General features: G+C 40.7%; 14 protein-coding genes. 12 read left to right on the forward strand and 2 right to left on the reverse strand.

The annotated features are described in order from the left end of the window. Nucleotides 1–16 precede the first annotated feature (16 nt). From infB to ACWPVZ_RS01590, 3 genes are all read left to right on the forward strand, one after another. Nucleotides 17–2,851, forward strand: coding sequence for a translation initiation factor IF-2 (infB, locus tag ACWPVZ_RS01580; RefSeq protein WP_045771726.1), 2,835 nt, complete (start codon nt 17–19; stop codon nt 2,849–2,851). A gap of 95 nt (nt 2,852–2,946) precedes the next feature. Further along, nucleotides 2,947–3,300 (forward strand): 30S ribosome-binding factor RbfA, encoded by a 354-nt coding sequence (gene rbfA / locus ACWPVZ_RS01585; protein ID WP_002883798.1) that lies wholly within the window; start codon nt 2,947–2,949, stop codon nt 3,298–3,300. A 63-nt stretch (nt 3,301–3,363) separates the two neighbouring features. Next, on the forward strand, nt 3,364–3,927 hold the full coding sequence (locus ACWPVZ_RS01590) for an LOG family protein (protein WP_454380611.1): 564 nt from the start codon (nt 3,364–3,366) through the stop codon (nt 3,925–3,927). A gap of 76 nt (nt 3,928–4,003) precedes the next feature. Here ACWPVZ_RS01590 and ACWPVZ_RS01595 read toward each other — a convergent pair whose 3' ends face one another. Then, a complete protein-coding gene (locus tag ACWPVZ_RS01595) occupies nt 4,004–5,449 on the reverse strand; it encodes a UDP-N-acetylmuramoyl-L-alanyl-D-glutamate--L-lysine ligase (RefSeq protein WP_454380613.1) in 1,446 nt (481 codons plus the stop codon). 94 nt (nt 5,450–5,543) lie between these two features. On the opposite strand from ACWPVZ_RS01595, the gene ACWPVZ_RS01600 reads away from it, so the two are divergent. The 4 genes from ACWPVZ_RS01600 to ACWPVZ_RS01615 all read left to right on the forward strand — a co-directional run bounded on the left by ACWPVZ_RS01600 (nt 5,544) and on the right by ACWPVZ_RS01615 (nt 12,633). Continuing rightward, nucleotides 5,544–7,175 (forward strand): putative polysaccharide biosynthesis protein, encoded by a 1,632-nt coding sequence (locus ACWPVZ_RS01600; RefSeq protein WP_060972151.1) that lies wholly within the window; start codon nt 5,544–5,546, stop codon nt 7,173–7,175. Between the two features lie 115 nt (nt 7,176–7,290). Then, the gene (locus ACWPVZ_RS01605; RefSeq protein ID WP_454380615.1) at nt 7,291–10,071 is read left to right on the forward strand and encodes a cation-translocating P-type ATPase; all 2,781 of its coding nucleotides are present in this window, start codon (nt 7,291–7,293) and stop codon (nt 10,069–10,071) included. Nucleotides 10,072–10,364: 293 nt separating this feature from the next. After that, nucleotides 10,365–11,459 (forward strand): cystathionine gamma-synthase, encoded by a 1,095-nt coding sequence (locus ACWPVZ_RS01610; protein WP_110980900.1) that lies wholly within the window; start codon nt 10,365–10,367, stop codon nt 11,457–11,459. 10 nt (nt 11,460–11,469) lie between these two features. Continuing rightward, nucleotides 11,470–12,633 carry a MalY/PatB family protein gene (locus tag ACWPVZ_RS01615; RefSeq protein WP_414341097.1) on the forward strand — a complete coding sequence of 388 codons (1,164 nt, stop codon included), beginning with the start codon at nt 11,470–11,472 and terminating at the stop codon, nt 12,631–12,633. 35 nt (nt 12,634–12,668) lie between these two features. Here the strand turns inward: ACWPVZ_RS01615 and ACWPVZ_RS01620 are convergent, their stop codons facing one another. Then, nucleotides 12,669–14,390, reverse strand: coding sequence for a glycoside hydrolase family protein (locus ACWPVZ_RS01620; RefSeq protein ID WP_414341099.1), 1,722 nt, complete (start codon nt 14,388–14,390; stop codon nt 12,669–12,671). A 160-nt stretch (nt 14,391–14,550) separates the two neighbouring features. On the opposite strand from ACWPVZ_RS01620, the gene ACWPVZ_RS01625 reads away from it, so the two are divergent. From ACWPVZ_RS01625 to ACWPVZ_RS01645, 5 genes are all read left to right on the forward strand, one after another. Then, nucleotides 14,551–17,466, forward strand: coding sequence for a glycoside hydrolase family 68 protein (locus ACWPVZ_RS01625; RefSeq protein ID WP_060972146.1), 2,916 nt, complete (start codon nt 14,551–14,553; stop codon nt 17,464–17,466). 89 nt (nt 17,467–17,555) lie between these two features. Then, nucleotides 17,556–18,185 carry a uracil phosphoribosyltransferase gene (gene upp / locus ACWPVZ_RS01630; RefSeq protein ID WP_002883819.1) on the forward strand — a complete coding sequence of 210 codons (630 nt, stop codon included), beginning with the start codon at nt 17,556–17,558 and terminating at the stop codon, nt 18,183–18,185. Between the two features lie 174 nt (nt 18,186–18,359). Continuing rightward, nucleotides 18,360–18,950: an ATP-dependent Clp protease proteolytic subunit gene (locus ACWPVZ_RS01635; RefSeq protein WP_002883818.1), complete on the forward strand. Its 591-nt coding sequence runs from the start codon at nt 18,360–18,362 to the stop codon at nt 18,948–18,950. Nucleotides 18,951–19,035: 85 nt separating this feature from the next. Further along, nucleotides 19,036–19,485, forward strand: a complete 450-nt coding sequence (locus ACWPVZ_RS01640; protein ID WP_014633922.1) for a YlbF family regulator — start codon at nt 19,036–19,038, stop codon at nt 19,483–19,485. Further along, complete coding sequence (locus ACWPVZ_RS01645; protein ID WP_014633923.1) at nt 19,478–19,759, forward strand: DUF2129 domain-containing protein; 282 nt, start codon at nt 19,478–19,480, stop codon at nt 19,757–19,759. The genes ACWPVZ_RS01640 and ACWPVZ_RS01645 overlap by 8 nt, the downstream gene beginning before the upstream one ends. Nucleotides 19,760–19,854: the final 95 nt, after the last annotated feature.

The raw sequence follows: 19,854 nt of genomic DNA on the forward strand, positions 1-19,854 counted from the left end.
AATAGGAGGACATCACGTGTCAAAGAAACGATTATATGAAATCGCAAAAGAGGTTGGTGTAGAAAGTAAGGTTGTTGTTGCGAAAGCTCAAGAACTTGGTCTTTCTGTGAAGAGCCATTCCTCATCAGTTGAAGAAGCTGATGCTAATCGTATCACTTCAAGTTTAAAAGGGGGAACAGCTAAGGCTGAAAGCAAGCCAGCTCCTAAAGCGACACCAACTCCTAAAGAGGAAAAGGTAGCGCCTAAGGTTGATAAGGTACCTGTTGCCAAATCAGCTCCAGCTAAAGAAACATCAAAGGCTGAAGTCAAAGAAGCCCCTGCGACTCCGAAAAAACCACAAAGCCGTAATTTTAAGGCAGAACGTGAAGCACGTGCCAAGGCAGAAGCAGAGCGTCGTCAAAACGGCGGAGGCCGTGACAACCGTAATCGTAACCGAAATCAACAAGGGAACGATCAAGGTAAACGTCAGAATAATGATCGTCGCAACCAAAATGGAAATGGTCAAGGCAACCGTAATAATGGGAACCGCGGTAACAATAGTAATCGTGACCGTAATTTCAAAGGTAAACAGCGCAATGATCAAGGTCGAAATAAACGTAACGATGCTGCCCGTAACAATCAGGCAGGACCACGTATTGACTTTAAAGCGCGTGCAGCAGCCTTGAAAGCAGAGCAAAATGCAGAATATTCACGTCAAAGTGAAACACGCTTCCGTGAAGAAAAAGCTGCAGAGCAACGCCGTGCGAAAGAGCAAGAAAAGGCAAGAAAAGAAAAACAACAGGCTGAAGTCGCTGCTCAAAAAGCAGTTGCTGAAGCTAAGCCAGCTCCCAAACCAGCACCGGTTGCTCAACCAGCTCCAGCTGCGCAAGCACAAGATACACGTCGTAAAAAGGCACGTCCAGATAAATCACGTGATAATCGTCGCGAGAATGAAGATGGACCTAAGCAAACAAGAAATAATAAGTGGAATAATCAAAACCAAGTGAGAAATCAACGAAATAGTAACTGGAATAAAAACAAAAATAAAAAAGGTAAAAATAACCGTGGTAATTCAGCTCCAAAACCAGTAACAGAGCGTAAATTCCATGAATTACCAAAAGAATTTGAATATACTGAAGGCATGACGGTTGCAGAAATCGCAAAACGTATTAAACGTGAGCCAGCTGAGATCGTTAAGAAACTCTTCATGATGGGCGTTATGGCAACTCAAAACCAATCTCTTGATGGGGATACTATTGAGTTGTTGATGGTTGACTACGGTATTGAGGCAACTAAGAAAGAAGAAGTCGATAATGCTGATATCGAACGTTTCTTTGTTGACGAAGACTACCTCAATAAAGATGCTATGGTAGAACGTGCACCAGTTGTTACTATCATGGGACACGTTGACCATGGTAAAACAACCCTTCTTGATACCCTTCGTAACTCACGTGTTGCGACTGGAGAAGCTGGTGGTATCACACAGCATATTGGTGCCTACCAAATTGAAGAGGGTGGTAAGAAAATCACCTTCCTTGATACTCCAGGACACGCGGCCTTTACATCTATGCGTGCCCGTGGTGCTTCTGTTACAGATATTACTATCTTGATTGTCGCTGCGGATGACGGTGTTATGCCACAAACTATTGAAGCCATCAACCACTCTAAGGCTGCTGGTGTTCCAATCATTGTTGCGATTAACAAGATTGATAAACCAGGTGCTAACCCAGAGCGTGTAATTGGTGAATTGGCTGAACATGGCGTTATCTCAACTGCATGGGGTGGCGATAGCGAATTCGTTGAAATTTCAGCGAAGTTTGGTCAAAACATTGAAGAGTTACTTGAAACAGTTCTTCTTGTGGCTGAAGTGGAAGAACTTAAAGCTGACCCAACAGTTCGTGCCATCGGTACCGTTATTGAAGCGCGTTTGGATAAAGGTAAAGGTGCGGTTGCAACCCTCCTTGTTCAACAAGGTACCTTGCATGTTCAAGACCCAATCGTTGTTGGTAATACCTTCGGACGTGTCCGTGCTATGACCAATGACCTTGGTCGTCGTATTAAGACTGCAGCACCATCAACACCAGTTTCAATTACTGGTTTGAACGAAGCGCCTATGGCGGGTGACCATTTTGCCGTTTATGAAGACGAAAAAGCAGCTCGTGCAGCTGGTGAAGAACGTGCTAAACGTGCCCTTATGAAACAACGTCAACAAACACATCGTGTTAGTCTTGATAACCTCTTTGATACCCTTAAAGCTGGTGAATTGAAGACTGTTAATGTTATCATCAAGGCCGACGTACAAGGTTCTGTTGAAGCCTTGGCAGCATCACTTCTTAAGATTGATGTTGAGGGTGTTCGTGTTAATGTTGTTCACTCAGCGGTAGGTGCTATCAACGAATCTGATATTACTCTTGCGGAAGCTTCAGATGCTGTTGTTATCGGATTTAACGTTCGTCCTACACCACAAGCACGTCAACAAGCGGAAACTGATGAAGTTGAAATTCGTCTTCACAGCATCATCTACAAGGTTATCGAAGAAATCGAAGATGCCATGAAAGGGATGCTTGATCCTGAATTTGAAGAAAAAGTCATTGGTGAAGCTATTATCCGTGAAACCTTCAAGGTTTCTAAAGTCGGAACAATCGGTGGGTTCATGGTTACTAGTGGTAAAATCACTCGTGACTCAAGTGCCCGTGTGATTCGTGATGGTGTCGTTATTTTTGATGGTAAATTGGCAAGCTTGAAACACTTTAAAGATGACGTTAAAGAAGTCGGAAACGCTCAAGAGGGTGGTTTGATGATTGAAAACTATAACGATATTAAAGTTGATGACGTTATCGAAGCTTACATTATGGAAGAAATTAAACGTTAATTTTGTTAGCTTTTAAGAAAGCTTACTTAGGAGACAAAGCTAGGTCATCTGGCCTGGCTTTTGTTCCATCATAATAAGAGAGAAAGGATAAGACTATGGGAAATTCATTTCGTGTAGACCGTGTTGGTATGGAAATCAAACGTGAGGTCAATGAAATTCTTCAAAAGAAAGTTCGTGACCCACGTGTGCAAGATGTCACTATCACAGATGTGCAAATGCTAGGCGATTTGTCAGCTGCTAAGATTTTTTACACTATTCATTCAACCTTGGCCTCAGATAACCAAAAAGCACAAACTGGTCTTGAAAAGGCTACTGGGACAATCAAGCGTGAACTTGGTAAAAAATTGACCATGTATAAGATTCCGGATTTGACCTTCATTAAGGATGAGTCTATCGAATACGGTAATAAAATTGATGAAATGCTTCGTAATTTGGAGCGTAAAGACTAAGAAAAAATTCCTGCCATAACTGACAGGAATTTTGCGTTATAATAGAATAAAAGGAGGACTTCAATGAAAGTAACGGTCTATTTGGGAGCTAATATGGGGGATAATCCTAGCTTTAAAAAAGCAACAATTGCCTTGGGTCAGTGGATTGCTAAAAATGGGCATACCCTAGTCTATGGTGGCAGTAAGATGGGACTTATGGGAGTTCTTGGTGATACGGTTTTGGAAAATGGTGGACAGGCTCATGGCATTATGCCACAATTCCTCAAAGATAGGGAGATAGCTTATGAGGGATTGACCTCAATGACGATAGTAGAAACTATGGCAGAAAGAAAGACTGCCATGCTAGAGCAAGGAGATCTCTTTATCTCACTTCCAGGAGGTCTAGGGACACTGGAAGAAATCTCTGAAGCTATTGCAGCTGCTCGAGTCGGTAAGTTGGACAAACCCTGTGTTTTCTTCAATCTCAATGGCTATTATGATGCTATGAAAATGATGTTAGATACCATGGTTACTCATGATTTTTTGGAGGCTGAAACAGCAGCAAAATTCCTCTTTACAGATGATTTTTCAGAAATTGAAGCTTTCGTCCAGTCTTATGAACCACCTCAATTGAGACGTTATCGGTAGTATTGCTTTAATTTGTAAAAATGAGATGAATTAAAAAGATTCAATGACACATCATTGAATCTTTTTAATTAAATCTTTACAAATATTTCTTAGCGACTTCAATATCGCCAGCATAGTTATCACGTTTACCATTTACGATCTGGAAGGCATCAGCACCTTTACCAGCGATAACCACAGCGTCTTTAGAGTCTGTAGTCTCAGACATTGCTGTTTTGATTGCTTCCTCTCGATCGACAATGATACGAACCTCGCGACTGATGTGGCTAGCAATTTCCTGACAGATAGCAAGAGGATCTTCCTTGTTAGGATCATCAGCTGTTAGGATGACATCAACATCAGGGTAGGTATTGAGGACATGTCCGAAGTCTTTACGACGACTTTCACCTTTATTTCCAGGAGCCCCTAGAATTAGTCTAATATGGCCATCTTGATGGCTGGTTACGACTTGTAAGAGCTTATCTAGGCTATCTCCATTGTGAGCATAGTCCACAAAAACCTTGGCTCCTTTAGTTTGTGTAAGAACTTCCATACGCCCTGGAACAGAGGTCTGAGCAATCCCTTCTTTGATGTCTTGAAGGCTAGCTCCAAGACGTAGGCAGGCTAGACCTGCAGCCATAGCATTGTCCTGGTTAAAGTCACCGATAAGTTGGATATCATAGTCACCGGCTAATTCCCCACTTGCCTTAAAGCTAAAACCTGAGCCATGTTTAACAGCATTGTCGGAGTTTTTACCATAGAAGTCATGCTCTTTATCCGCAACTTCCTCAGCGACAAAAGCAAAGTGATCCATACCGCTATTGACGATAACAACTCGACTGTTTTCCAAGAGAAGACGCTTATGGTAGAAGTAGTCTTCAAAGGTTGGATGTTCAATAGGTCCAATATGGTCTGGGCTGATGTTAAGAAAGACACCTACATCAAAAGTCAGTCCATAGACACGCTTAGTCAGATAGGCTTGACTTGAGACTTCCATAATCAGATGGGTCATGCCATTATCAACAGCTTCAGCCATCATGCGGAAAAGGTCCAAACTCTCAGGTGTTGTTAGGGTAGACTTGAAGAAGTTTTTTCCGTCTAGTGTCGTGTTCATGGTTGAAAGCATAGCAGGTTTATGACTTTGCTTGAGAATATTGAAGGCAAAGTAGGCTGCTGTTGTTTTCCCTTTTGTCCCAGTAAAAGCCAGCAATTTTAGTTTATCTTGGGGGTATTGGTAGAAGACCTGAGCAACGAGGCTCATAGCCTGCTTGATATCTGTTACGATAATGACAGGAATTCCCACTTGATAATCTTTTTCAGCCACATAGAAACTCAAGCCAGCTTTGACAGCATTCTCTAAAAATTCAAGCTTAAAGGCAGCCCCTTTGGCAAAAAAGAGGGAAGATGGTGTGACATCACGACTGTCGTAAGAAAGATGATCAAAAGTTACTCCAGTCCATGAATAGTAGTAGTTGTCTTGGTCAATAATATCTCTAAAATTACGGTCCTTTTTGAGAACCTCTAGAACTTGTTCAATAGTAATCATAGTTCCTATTTTAGCCTTAATGTTCTTGTTTTACAAGTCACAGCCAAAAGTTTATAATAAACTAGATTATATTTTATTCTTTAGAAAGAAAGTTATGACTGAAACTAAAACTGACACACAGCAGCAGCAGATGCTAAGAGGGACGGCGTGGATGACAGCATCCAATATTATCAGTCGTCTATTAGGGGCACTTTACATTATTCCTTGGTATGCTTGGATGGGCAAACATGGTGACCAAGCCAATGCCCTCTTTGGTCAGGGGTATAATATTTATGCCCTTTTCCTTTTGATTTCGACAGCAGGGATTCCAGTCGCAATTGCCAAACAGGTGTCTAAATACAACACTCTTGGAAAGATGGAGACGAGTTTCTTCTTACTCAAGCGTATCTTGTATTACATGATTGGTCTCGGACTGATCTTTGGCGTTTTCATGTACTTTGCTTCGCCGTGGATGTCTTACCTTTCTGGGGGAGACGAGGATCTGGTTCGCGTAATGCGTAGTCTTTCTTGGGCAGTTGTTATTTTCCCATCTATGTCTGTTTTACGAGGCTTTTTCCAAGGCTTTAACAACATGAAGCCTTATGCCTTAAGTCAGATTGCGGAGCAGATTATCCGTGTTATTTGGATGCTGTTGGCGACCTTCTTCATCATGAAAATTGGGACAGGCGATTATGTGACAGCAGTTGTCCAATCGACTTTTGCCGCTTTCATCGGTATGCTGGCTAGTTATGGGGTGCTTTTCTTCTACCTTTGGAAGGAAGGTAAGCTCAAGAGTCTTTTTGGTAAGCAGGCCGTTCATCCTGATATCAATCCAACTGCAATTGTTATTGAAACCTTTAAGGAAGCCATTCCTTTCATTATCACTGGGTCAGCGGTCCAACTTTTCCAGTTGATTGACCAATGGACCTTTATCCGTACTATGGAGAAGTTTACAAGCTATAGTAACAGTCAGCTTCAGGTTCTCTATGCTTACTTGTCTTCAAACCCAAGTAAGATTACTATGATTTTGATTGCCGTAGCTATTTCTATTGCTGGAGTTGGGATTCCCCTCTTGACAGAAAATATGGTTAAGAAGGATCTTAGGGGAGCGGCTAAACTGATTATCAATAATCTTCAGTTACTCTTGCTCTTTATTGTACCTGCCATTGCAGGATCAGTGATTCTGGCTAAACCACTCTACACAGTTTTTTATGGGGCACCAGATAGCCAGGCCCACTTGCTCTTTGTAGCCAGTCTAATTCAAGTTATTTTCTTGGCCTTGTATAGCGTTTTAGCACCTATGCTTCAGGCCATCTTTGAGACCCGTAAAGCTATCAATTATTTTGCGATTGGGGTTTTAGTTAAGGGAATCTTACAGTTACCATTGATTATTTTCCTAGGAGCTCTTGGACCAGTTATTTCAACAGCCATCGGCTTAGGTGTTCCAATTGCTCTGATGTATAATCGCCTCCACACTGTTACGCACTTTAGTCGTAAGACAGTGTTTAGAAAAGCCTTACTCATCTGTATCCTTACAGTGCTCATGGCTATTCCAGTTGCAGTCTTCTATGGGGTGTTCCAGTTTGTACTTTCACCAACAAGCCGTGTGGGCAGTGTGATTTACTTGATCATTGGAGGAGGCCTTGGAATTGGTGTCTATGGCGTTCTTGCTCTTGTAACTCGTATGGCTGATCAATTGCTTGGCACCCGAGCAGCTAGCCTACGTGCTAAATTACATATCAAATAAGATTTAAACCAAGTCGTGTGGCTTGGTTTTTTCTTTTCAACATTTTCTGAAAAAGGAGTATAATAGGGGTGAAAAAATGAAATCGTTTTAATGATTTAGAATCGAGGAAAGGACTATGACTGATTCTAGACAAGAAAATATAAAATTAGGGACCTATCCTCCTGAACAAGTTTACCAAGTCTTGCAGACAAGCCATCAAGGTTTGAGCTCACAAGAGGTTAAGGAGAGGCAGGCGACGTATGGCCCTAACCAATTGAAGGAAAGTAAGACGGAGCCTATTTGGCTGACCTTTTTCAGACATTTTACTAGTCTCATGGCTCTCTTATTGTGGGCTGGTGGCTTTATCGCTATGCTCTCTCATAGCTTGGAGTTAGGGATTGCAATTTGGTTGGTCAACATTATTAATGGTCTCTTTAGCTTTATTCAAGAATATAGGGCAAGTCAGGCTACGGCAGCTCTTAACAAGCTTCTTCCATCCTATGCACGAGTTCTTCGTGATGGTAAGGAGGACAAGATTCTAGCTCAAGACTTGGTGCCAGGTGACTTGGTTTTCATTGAAGAAGGGGACCGTATTTCTGCTGATGGACGCTTGGTCACTGTGACAGATTTGCAGGTTAATCAATCGGCCCTCACTGGTGAGTCTAATCCTATTTATAAGTCAGATCAAGCAGATTTGACTCCCGACAAGACTGAGTTAGAATATGACAATATGGTATTTGCAGGGACGACAGTCTCTTCTGGTTCTGGACATTTTATAGTATCTGCTATCGGTATGAAAACTGAGTTTGGACAAATTGCAGACTTGACGCAAAACCTAGCTCAGGAAAAAAGTCCACTGCAAAAGGAACTAGACCATTTAACCAAACAGATTTCGGTCATCGCAGTATCTGTAGGTCTCTTCTTTATGGTGGCAGCGACTCTATTTGTCCATCAGCCTTTGTCTCAAGCCTTTATTTTTGCATTGGGGATGATTGTGGCCTTTATTCCAGAGGGACTTCTTCCCACAGTTACTCTCTCTCTAGCCATGGCAGTTCAGCGTATGGCTAAGGATCATGCTTTGGTTAAGAAGTTGTCTTCGGTAGAGACGCTAGGAGCAACTTCTGTTATTTGTTCGGATAAAACAGGGACTTTGACGCAAAATGCTATGACGGTTAACCACCTGTGGACCTTGTCAGAGAGTTATGGGGTAACTGGGCTAGGTTACGCACCGGAAGGGCAGATTGAGCAGGAAGGACAACCTGTTTCTCTTGAAGAAAATGAGCTCCTTAATCGTTTGGTCCGATTCTCACATTTGGCTAGTAATGCTCAAGTTGTAGTTCCTAGTGCTGATAATCCCAATTATACGATTTTAGGTGATCCGACGGAGGCTTGTCTTAATGTTCTCGCTGAAAAAGCAGGAATTAATTTAAATGACAATCATACTTGGGCCCCTCGCATCAAGGAAATTCCCTTTGATTCTGATCGTAAACGGATGACAACAGTGCATAAGCTTGAGTCAGGATTGGATGGTAGTTATCATATATCTATCACCAAAGGTGCTCCAAAAGAAGTGATGGAGCTTTGCTCAGATTACTTTGATAATCAAGGGATGATTAAATCATTGACAGCTACTGAGCGTCAGGCTATCCTTGCGGCTAACGATCAGTTTGCCCGTGATGGTCTACGTGTTTTAGCTGTGGCCTATAGACCTTTAGATAGCGAGCATATTGGAGAAGACCGGTGGGACATGCAGACCCTGGAGGACAATATGGTCTTTCTAGGCTTGGTTGCCATGAGTGATCCGCCACGTCAGGGTGTGCGAGAGGCTATTGAAAAATGCCATAGAGCTAGTATTCGTATTATCATGGTGACAGGTGACTATGGTTTGACAGCTCTTAGCATTGCCAAGAAAATCGGAATTGTACAAGGTGATGATGCGCGTGTTGTTTCGGGACTTGAACTAGCTGCCATGGATGACGACCAGCTCAAAGAAGCGCTTAAAGGGGAAATTGTTTTTGCTCGTGTAGCACCTGAACAGAAATACCGTGTGGTCAATGCACTTCAGGAGCTTGGTGAGGTTGTCGCTGTTACTGGTGATGGTGTCAATGATGCCCCTGCCCTTAAAAAAGCTGATATCGGTGTAGCTATGGGGGTATCGGGAACCGATGTTGCCAAGGAATCTGCGGATATGATCTTAACAGATGATCATTTTGTTTCGATTGTACATGCTGTTGAAGAAGGTCGTGCGGTTTATAGAAATATTCAAAAATTCCTGACTTATATTTTTAATTCCAATACACCTGAAGCTGTACCCTCTGCTTTCTTCTTGTTCTCTTTGGGACGCATACCTCTTCCCTTAACGGTTATGCAAATCCTAGCTATTGACTTGGGGACAGATATGGTACCTGCTTTGGGATTGGGGGTTGAACCACCTGAAGAAGGAGTGATGGATAAGCCACCAAGACGTTTATCAGACCGCTTACTCAATCGCCAACTATTGATTAAAGCTTTTGTCTGGTATGGACTGATTGAAGCAGCCTTAGCTATGGGGGCTTTCTTCCTTAATTATTGGGTTAATCAAGGTAACTTAAACCATTTGGCTAGCTCAGGTCCTCTCTACCGAGAGGCAACCACAATGACCTTAGGTGCTATTATCTTTACCCAAATTGGTATGGCTATGAATAGCCGTAAGGGTAGGGGATCTATTTTCCAAATTAAACCATTTGCTAATCGGATTATTAGCTTAGGGATTGTTTTAGAAATTGTTCTCTTTATCATCCTGTCTTACGTGCCTCTCTTCCACACGCTATTTAACACTGCGCCTATTGGACTTGATGATTGGCTCTATTTACTTGCTTGTCCGTTTGTTATTATGGTTTTGGAAGAAATTAGATATCGCTTATTTGATAAAAAGTAAGTCAGTGGCTAACCTCAGATTGAAGCAAGACTTTTAAATCATTTCTTAGTGCTTGAAACTATAATGTTTTAGGCACTTTTTGACGTTTGAAAACTTATTTTCGACATTCTCAAAAATTGGGCTTATTTTAAATTATAGCCAGCAACTACCTGTATTTTTAGGTTATAGAAATAAACTATAACTAACTATCAAGAATCCGTATGATGAACTTACCATTATTTTCAGAAAATAGTGATAAAATAGAGGTCATAGATATGGAGTATATCCACTTTACCATGTAGAAAGGGCACATTATGACACAAGAATATCAATTAGAAACCATTTTGGCACACGCAGGAATCAATTCGGATGAAGCAACAGGAGCCTTGGCTTCACCGATTCATTTTTCAACAACCTACCAACATCCAGAATTTGGCCATTCTACTGGTTTTGACTATACACGAACTAAAAATCCAACACGCGCAACAGTGGAAAAAACACTTGCAGCTATTGAAAAAGCAGATTATGCTATTGCGACAAGTTCAGGGATGAGCGCCATTGTTTTGGCCTTTGAAATTTTCCCAGTAGGTAGCAAGGTTGTAGCTGCGCGTGACCTTTACGGAGGTTCTTTCCGTTGGTTTAACGACAAGGAAAAAGAAGGTCGTTTCTTTTTTGAATACACTAATACAGAAGATGAGATGATTGCGGCTATCACTGATGATACTGATATTGTCTACATCGAAACACCGACAAACCCACTTATGATTGAGTTTGACATTGAAAAAGTGGCAAAAATTGCTCATGATAAGGGTGCAGTGGTTATTGTTGATAATACTTTCTATAGCCCAATCTATCAAACACCGATTACTCAAGGTGCTGATATCGTTGTACATTCAGCTACTAAATACCTATCAGGTCATAATGACGTTTTGGCTGGTGTTGTTGTGACTAGCAACCAAGAATTTTACGATAAACTTTATTATAACCTCAATACTACGGGTCCTACCTTATCACCATTTGATAGCTATATGCTCATGCGTGGTCTTAAGACCTTAAAACTTCGTATGGAGGCATCGACAGCTAATGCTCAAGAAGTTGTAGCTTTCTTAGAAAAGTCACCGGCTGTTAAGGAAGTTCTCTATCCAGGCAAGGGTGGGATGATTTCCTTCAAAGTGGCTGATCAAGACAAGATTCCAACCATTATCAATTCTCTAAAGGTCTTTACCTTTGCGGAGAGCCTAGGTGGTGTCGAAAGCTTGATTACCTACCCAACGACACAAACCCACGCAGATATTCCAGGTGATGTACGTGCTTCCTATGGTTTGACAGACGACTTGCTTCGTCTTTCAATTGGTATTGAAGCAGCACAAGATTTGATTGCTGACTTGGAAAATGCCCTTAGTCTTTAAGGAGTTATCTATGACACGTTATGATTTTACAACACAACCAAATCGCTTGAATCAAAACACCATGAAATGGCACGAAGCCGAAAGTAATCCAGAACTCCTTGAGCTTTGGGTTGCTGATATGGACTTCCTACCTGTTCCTGAGATTAGGGATGCAGTCATCAACTATGCTGAGACACATATTTTTGGTTATCCTTATCCAAGTGATGAGCTTTATCAGTCCATTATTAATTGGGAAAAAAATCAACATGGTTACGTCGTTGATAAAGAGAGTATTGTGCTCATTGAAGGTGTTGTCCCAGCCATTTCAACAGCTATTCAAACCTTTACGAAAGAAGGCGATGCTGTTCTCATCAACACACCAGTTTATCCGCCTTTTGCTCGTTCTGTCCGTTTGAATAATCGTCAGTTGATTGAGAATAGTCTTGTTAAGGTTAATGGACATTTCGAAATTGATTTTGAACAATTGGAACGTGATATCGTCGATAATGAGGTTAAACTTTATGTTTTCTGTAGCCCACATAACCCAGGTGGGCGTGTCTGGACTAAGGAAGAATTGACCAAGGTGGCAGACCTCTGCCAAAAACATGGTGTCCTTTTAGTATCTGATGAAATCCACCAAGATTTAGCCTTATATGGGAATAAGCACATCTCTATGAATACCATTTCAGATGCTTACAAGGACTTTACCTTGGTGCTTAGTTCGGCCACTAAAACCTTTAATATTGCTGGTACCAAAAATAGTTTTACCATCATTGAAAATGAAGACTTACGTAAAGCCTTTAAACAAAAGCAATTAGCAAATAATCAACATGAAATTCCAACCATTGGTTTGATTACAACGCAAGCAGCTTTGACCTATGGGCAACCTTGGTTAGAGGAATTGAAGACTGTCTTTGAAACTAATATTGACCTTTTAACCAAGGAACTTAGTGAAAAGACTAATATCAAAGTCATGAAACCTGAGGGAACCTACTTGGTATGGCTTGATTTTTCAGCCTATGATCAAGATCACAATGAACTTGGACGCTTGCTTAAAGAAGAAGCCAAGGTAGTGCTAAATGACGGTATTACCTTTGGTTCCGAAGGAGAAAAACATTTCCGTTTTAACGTAGCTACACCGACTACTGTTGTTGCAGAAGGGGTGAAACGTCTCGTTTCTGTCTTTGGAAAATAAGAAAAGTGATGCTGTCTGCATCACTTTTCTTATTCTTATGAGTGCACATCGTAGATTTTCAAGTTTAGTAGAAGGTCTTTCTGAGTGGAGAAGACCTTGATATCTTGCTTGCCAGAAGTATTAAACCTAGCTAGAGTGTAGGTTTGGCCATTTGGAAAGAAGATTTCTAAGCTACGATTGTCTGTAATAAGCGTTATAGTAATATTATCAGTTTCCTTATAGCGACTGTCAGCTTGATAACCTTGACCATTTCCCAAGAGTCCATCGTAATAGTAAGAAGAGGCAGTTTGGCTATCATCCATGCTGTTGTTCAGTTCAGCAGCATAAGAAGAGACCTGATAGGTACCACCTGTTATTTGGTAGGCGATTTTAACGTAATCAGAGCCTTGCCAGATATCAATGTAGATATAGCCTCCTTCTTTCTTAATATTTGAAAAATGCAGTTGGTAATACCCTGCACTATTTTTTCCAGCCAGGTCAAGGAGGCCATTAGCATTTTGATTGTGACTTTTATCAATCCAAGGTTTTCTATTGTCACTGGTGAGAGGTCTTTGACTTGAGATGTTGCCATTTTGATTTTGGAGGGTTAATTGTTCATTCTTATAAAGAGGAGTGGACTGAATAATACCGTCCTTATCCAGTTGTAGCTGTCTAGGTGTAGTGTAAAAACCAATTGTTTTTAGAAAATCACTCTTAGCCTCTTGGTCACTATGAATGCCTGACGTGAAGTAGTTCCAATTACCAACCCAGCCTAGACTGATAAGGTTATGGTTGCTTTCTTCAATTCGATCGCTTCCAGTGAAGTTAGCGCCATAATAGTCTGAACCTTGATCTAAGCGTTTTGTTTCTGTATCTGCAATAAATAAGCCGTTACCATCTAAATGCCCTACAGTATAGTAGGTTCCAGTTGTTTCACCTGAAGCTTGATCCTTGGCTCCAAAAAAGAGAACTTGCTTGTCCTGACTGTCGGTTGTTGTCATTGTTTTGAGAACGGGACACTCGATAGGTGCGTTGTCCTGCCAGTTTCGACCCTTAAAAAATGTTTCGGGTAGGATTTTGGAGCCTCCCTTGCTATCTGCTTTGGTCCAGTTGATACCATCTTGAGATTGATAAACACCTAAGACATCACCTTCAGCGACATACATGAGTAATTTGTCTTTGAAGTGGAAGACATAAGGATCGCGGAAGTCTTTACCGTTATAGGATTGTTCCTTTGTCAATAAAGGTTTACCATCTTTTAAGGCATTAGTAAAGCTAGCTCCCTTGTCATTCGACGCACTAGCATAGATTGCTTGGCTTCCATCATCCATGAGTCCAGTAAAATAGGCGATAGGTTCTTCGTTTTGAATACCAGAGATAGCTTGACTATCTGTGACAACACTACCTGTCCAAGCAGAATGCCAACCTTCTTTAGAGTCACCCCCCTTTGCTGGTATAGCAGTCTCTTGCTTACTATAGGTGATAAAATCTTTAGTAGTTGTATGTGTCCAATCTTGACCGTTAGGTCCAAAAGGATCAGTAGCCCCATCTACAGAATGTAGAAAATAGATATCATAGTAATTTTTTTCTTGATTCCACACGATAGTCTGTAGGTCGTTAGACCATCCATTATTAGATGCTAGATGAAAGGTTTGACTCAGATAAGTTTTATTTGTCTGTGGAGAAGAATTGTTAACGTTCTCATTTTTTATTATAAAAACAAAAAATAAAATTAAAAAAACGAGAGCTAAAATTAGAGGTGAATATTTTGATTCCATATAGTGATATTTCCTGATAAAATTACTTATTTTGTAGTTATTATTTTAACAAAAAAATAGTTTTTTACAAAAAATATAAATTTGTCATTAAAAAAAGATTGGAATTTAGATTAAAAAATGATAGAATAAAACATGTGAAAACCTAAAAGGAGAGTTTAATATGGATAGTACAGTTAATTCACAGTCAAATACAGTAGCACCAAAGCAAGCAGAGTGCAAAAAGATGCGTTATAGCATCCGTAAGGTTGCCACAGTAGGGGCAACATCAGCGCTCGTTGGTACCTTGGCATTTTTGGGTGCCACTCAGGTAAAAGCTGATCAAGTTACAGAAACAGCACCAGCGGTAGCTACTGCGACAGCAACACCAGAAACAAGCACAGCATCTCTAACGGTAGCCAGTGAAACAGCAACAAGTGTGGCAACTTCAGAAGCAGTTGAATCTTCAGTTGCACATTCAGAGGTTGCAACTACACCAGTTACAGAGACACAACCAAGCAACACAACTCCATCAGTAGTCGAAGAAAAGGCGTCTAGCACAGTAGTGACATCTTCATCAGATGCAACAACACCTTCATCAACAGTTGCTGCGGTTTCTGCTCCAGCTCATACATCAGAGGCTGCAGTAGAAGCACCAACTTCAACAGCAAGCTCAGAAACAGCTGATACACACACTGAAGTAGCCCTTAAACCTACTGAAAACAGCGCTGCTAATGCAAACCTTAGCAAACTTAATGGTCGTATCAAGTCTATTGTTGAAGATAATATGACCTCAGATCAAATCGTTGCCTTGACTGAGGAAGAAATTAAAGCACTTAATAAAGTTGACTTTAGTGATGATGCAATCAAGGGTACAGGTACTAGCTTGACTTACCGTAACTTGAAAGATATCGTTGCTAGCTTCTTGAAGCAAGACAGCAAATTGGCAGTTCCTTACTTTAAAGCAGATACAATCATCAATATGCCTGCTTTCAACACTGTTGATGCCCAAACGATGAAAAAAGAAGAAATCGACGTTTGGGATTCTTGGCCAGTCCAAGATGCTAAGTCAGGTGTAGTTAGCAACTGGAATGGTTACCAGTTGGTTATTTCAATGGCCGGTGCACCAAATAAAAATTCAAACCACATTTACTTGCTCTATAGAAAATATGGGGATAATGACTTTACTCATTGGAAAAATGCGGGTCCAATCTTTGGTTACAATGCCCTTGAAGATGACCAACAATGGTCAGGTTCAGCGACTGTTAACTCTGATGGTAGTATCCAACTTTATTACACTAAGAATGATACTAGTGGTGGTAAATTAAACTGGCAACAATTGGCTAGTGCTACACTTAACTTGGCTGTTGAAAACGACGAAGTTGTTATCAAGTCAGTTGAAAATGACCACATTCTCTTTGGTGGAGATAATTATCACTATCAAAGCTATCCTAAATTTATGAGTACTTTTGATGATGACCATAACCATGATGGTAATCCAGACCGTACGGATAACTACTGTCTTCGTGACCCACACATCATTGAAGATAACGGTAGCCGTTACCTTATTTTTGAATCAAATACAGGTGACGAAAACTACCAAGGCGAAAAACAAATTTACAAATGGTCAAACTATGGAGGAGATGACGCCTTTAACCTTAAGTCATTCCTCAATATTGTTAATAATAAACACCTTTACAACCTTGCATCATGGGCAAATGGTTCTATCGGTATCTTGAAACTTGATGATAATGAGAAAAATCCATCTGTAGCTGAACTTTACACACCGCTTGTCACTAGCCACATGGTTACTGATGAAGTAGAACGTCCAAGTGTTGTTAAGATGGGTGGCAAGTATTACCTCTTCACTGCTTCACGTATCAACAAATCTACGGATGCTGAAGGTACTGTAGCAGCGCGTGAAGCTGTCGGTGATGACGTTGTCATGCTTGGATTCGTATCAGACAGCCTCCGTGGGAAATACCGTCCACTTAACGGCTCAGGTGTGGTCTTGACAGCCTCTGTTCCAGCTGACTGGCGTACATCTACCTATTCTTACTATGCGGTTCCTGTTGAAGGATCATCAGATACTCTTTTGGTAACTTCTTACATGACTAACCGTGGTGGTATTGCTGGTGCTGAGAATAAATCGACATGGGCTCCAAGCTTCCTCATTAAGATGAATGAAGATGATACTACAGAAGTTCTTCCTAAGATGACCAACCAAGGGGACTGGATTTGGGATAAATCTAGTGAAAGCTTGGTACACGTGGCCGATCAAAACAGTGCTAAATTGCCAAATGAGGACTATAACGTAGATTATTATGCAGTGTCAGATTATGGTCTTAAACCACATACTTATCCTACAGTTGATGGTTCACCGGGCGTTTCTGAAGCTCGCGGTGTCTTAACTGTAACTGTTAAAGATGGTGAAGACAAGAAATCAGATAAATCAGAAACACCAGTAAATCCAACAGAAGGTAATCATTCTGTTGATGATAAGTCTAACAAACCAGATACACCTTCTAAACCAGCAGACAATAATCAACCATCAACTAATAAAGAAGATAAACCAGCAACGCCGACGAATCCAGATTCTCCAGTTCGTAATCCGTTCCCTTATTTCACAGACCGCCCATCTAATGATAATAATTCATCAGATGATCATCATGTAGAGGTTCCTGCGAAACCTTCAACAGAGAGTTCTGTGGGTGACCGTCGTCCAGTAGCTCAAGCTACAGAGATTGCGTCACCAGTACCAGAGGCTATTGTAGCAACTGGACCAACTGTTTCAACGACTCCTGTTAAAGAAGAGTCTGTCACTGAAACAGAAGCTCCAAAACCAGCTAAGTCTGAAGAGGAAGTTCAGTCTCACGGAGTCGCTAAAGCTGATGAAGTAACTAAGTCTGATGAGTCAAGTAAAGACAACAATACTAAAGTTGCTGCCAAACTTGCTACGACTCCTAAGACACCAAGTGATTCAGAAGGTTCAAAGAGCAACATTCTTTCAATCTTGGCGACTATCTTTGCAGCAATTGCAAGTCTAGCTCTTCTTGGCTATGGTTTGGTCACAGGAAAGATTCATTTGCCTAAAAAATAATCCTTTTCAAAAACGTTTGCAGTAAAGCAAGCGTTTTTTTTGCCTTTTTGATATAATGGAGTGAATATAAAGCAAAGGAAGAAACTATTATGGGTAAATTTCAAGTTATTTCACATCCACTGATTCAACATAAACTTTCAATCCTCCGTCGTGAGGATACTTCTACTAAGGACTTCCGTGAGCTAGTTAATGAAATTGCTATGCTCATGGGTTACGAAGTGTCTCGTGACCTTCCTCTCGAAGAGGTTGAAATTCAAACACCAATTACTAAAACTGTACAAAAACAACTTTCTGGTAAGAAATTGGCGATTGTTCCAATTCTTCGTGCGGGTATTGGTATGGTCGATGGTTTCCTTAGCCTTGTACCAGCAGCTAAAGTTGGTCATATTGGTATGTATCGTGACGAGGAAACTCTTGAGCCAGTTGAGTACTTAGTTAAATTACCAGAAGACATTGATCAACGTCAGATCTTTGTAGTAGATCCAATGCTTGCGACTGGTGGTTCAGCAATCTTGGCAGTAGACTCACTTAAAAAACGTGGTGCAGCTAATATCAAGTTTGTTTGCTTGGTTGCAGCACCAGAAGGTGTCAAAAAATTGCAAGATGCTCACCCAGATATCGATATCTACACAGCATCTTTGGATGAGAAACTTAATGAAAACGGTTATATTGTTCCAGGTCTTGGAGATGCAGGTGACCGTCTATTTGGTACAAAATAGGTTGAAAAAGGGAAAATTTCCCTTTTTTTACTAGATTAATAAGTTTCAAGTGAAATTGTTTTAGAGTGATTTAGCACTCTTTTGAAAAGAGTGCTAAGAATGATGTTTTTTATTTGACCTAATTTGACTAAAATCATATAATAGCATCAAGACAATATTAAAAGGAGGATTCATATGATTCCTGTAGTAATTGAACAAACATCACGCGGTGAGCGTTCTTATGATATTTACTCACGTTTGCTCAAGGATCGTATCATCATGTTAACAGGTCCTGTTGAAGATAATATGGCAAACTCAATTATCGCCCAACTCTTGTTCTTGGATGCTCAAGACAACACAAAAGATATCTATCTTTATGTTAATACACCAGGTGGATCAGTTTCGGCAGGTCTTGCCATTGTTGATACAATGAACTTCATCAAGTCTGATGTTCAGACTATCGTTATGGGGATGGCAGCATCTATGGGAACAATTATTGCTTCAAGCGGTACCAAAGGTAAACGTTTCATGTTGCCAAATGCAGAGTACATGATTCACCAACCAATGGGTGGTACTGGTGGTGGTACGCAACAAACAGACATGGCTATCGCAGCTGAACATTTGCTCAAAACGCGTAATAACTTGGAGCAAATCTTGGCGGATAATTCTGGACAGCCAATTGAAAAAGTTCATGTAGACGCTGAACGTGACAATTGGATGAGTGCCCAAGAAACGCTTGAATATGGCTTTATCGATGAAATCATGGCTAATAACCAATTAAAATAGACTGAGCTTGTCTTAAATAAAAGTCAGATGCAAATCGGTTGTATAAGGACCGTTTCATCTGGCTTTTTGTGTTATAATAGAAAACATGTTAATAATCAATAAGGAGTTGCTTGCTATTGATCAAGCTATAGATTGTCTTGTTTCGTATTTTCTAAAGCTACCTGAGGTAGAAAATTACCGTTTGAAACGCCAGAAATTCGAAAATGACAGAGAACTTCAAGAGCAACTCTTTGCATTTCAGGAATTAAAGGATAGCTATGATACTGCTAAGGAGTACGAAGCTTTTAGACCAGATGTGAGAGAGTTGAAACGTCAGGTTTTGCGAATGAAGCGCCAAATTGATTTGAACGAGGTGGTTATTGGCTATCGTCAGGCAGAGTTCGATTTGCAGACTATTTTAGCCAATCTTGGTGAGGAGATTGCCCAAGCTGTTTCAGACCAGATTTTTATCGATTCTGGGCTACCTCTTGCCCCTCACAAACCGCATCATAAAAAGGGAGACACTAACATAAAGGAGAAAATGAGTCATGATTAAGCGTCAAGGCATTATTGTTTATTTATACTACAATAGAGACTTACGTAAAATTACCAAGTTTGGGGATGTTGTCTACCATTCTTATAAGATGCGTTATGTGCACCTTTATGTAGATGAGGACAAGGTCGAGGATATTTTGAAAGAGCTCGATGGAATGAAAGCAGTGAAAAAAGTTCTGCCTTCCTACTATTCTGATATTGATATGGACTTTGTAGGTAGTCTGGAACGCTACGACACCTCAGTTCCTGAACCGTTTAAGAACTTTTCTCTTTAATAGGAGAAAAGTTTTTTTTATTTATGTGACTTTAAGTCCGTTTCGCTCCGAAGGTGCGGAACAAATAAACCACCCGCTATGCGGGTGCGCATTGA

This window comes from Streptococcus sp. Marseille-Q6379, assembly GCF_965119505.1.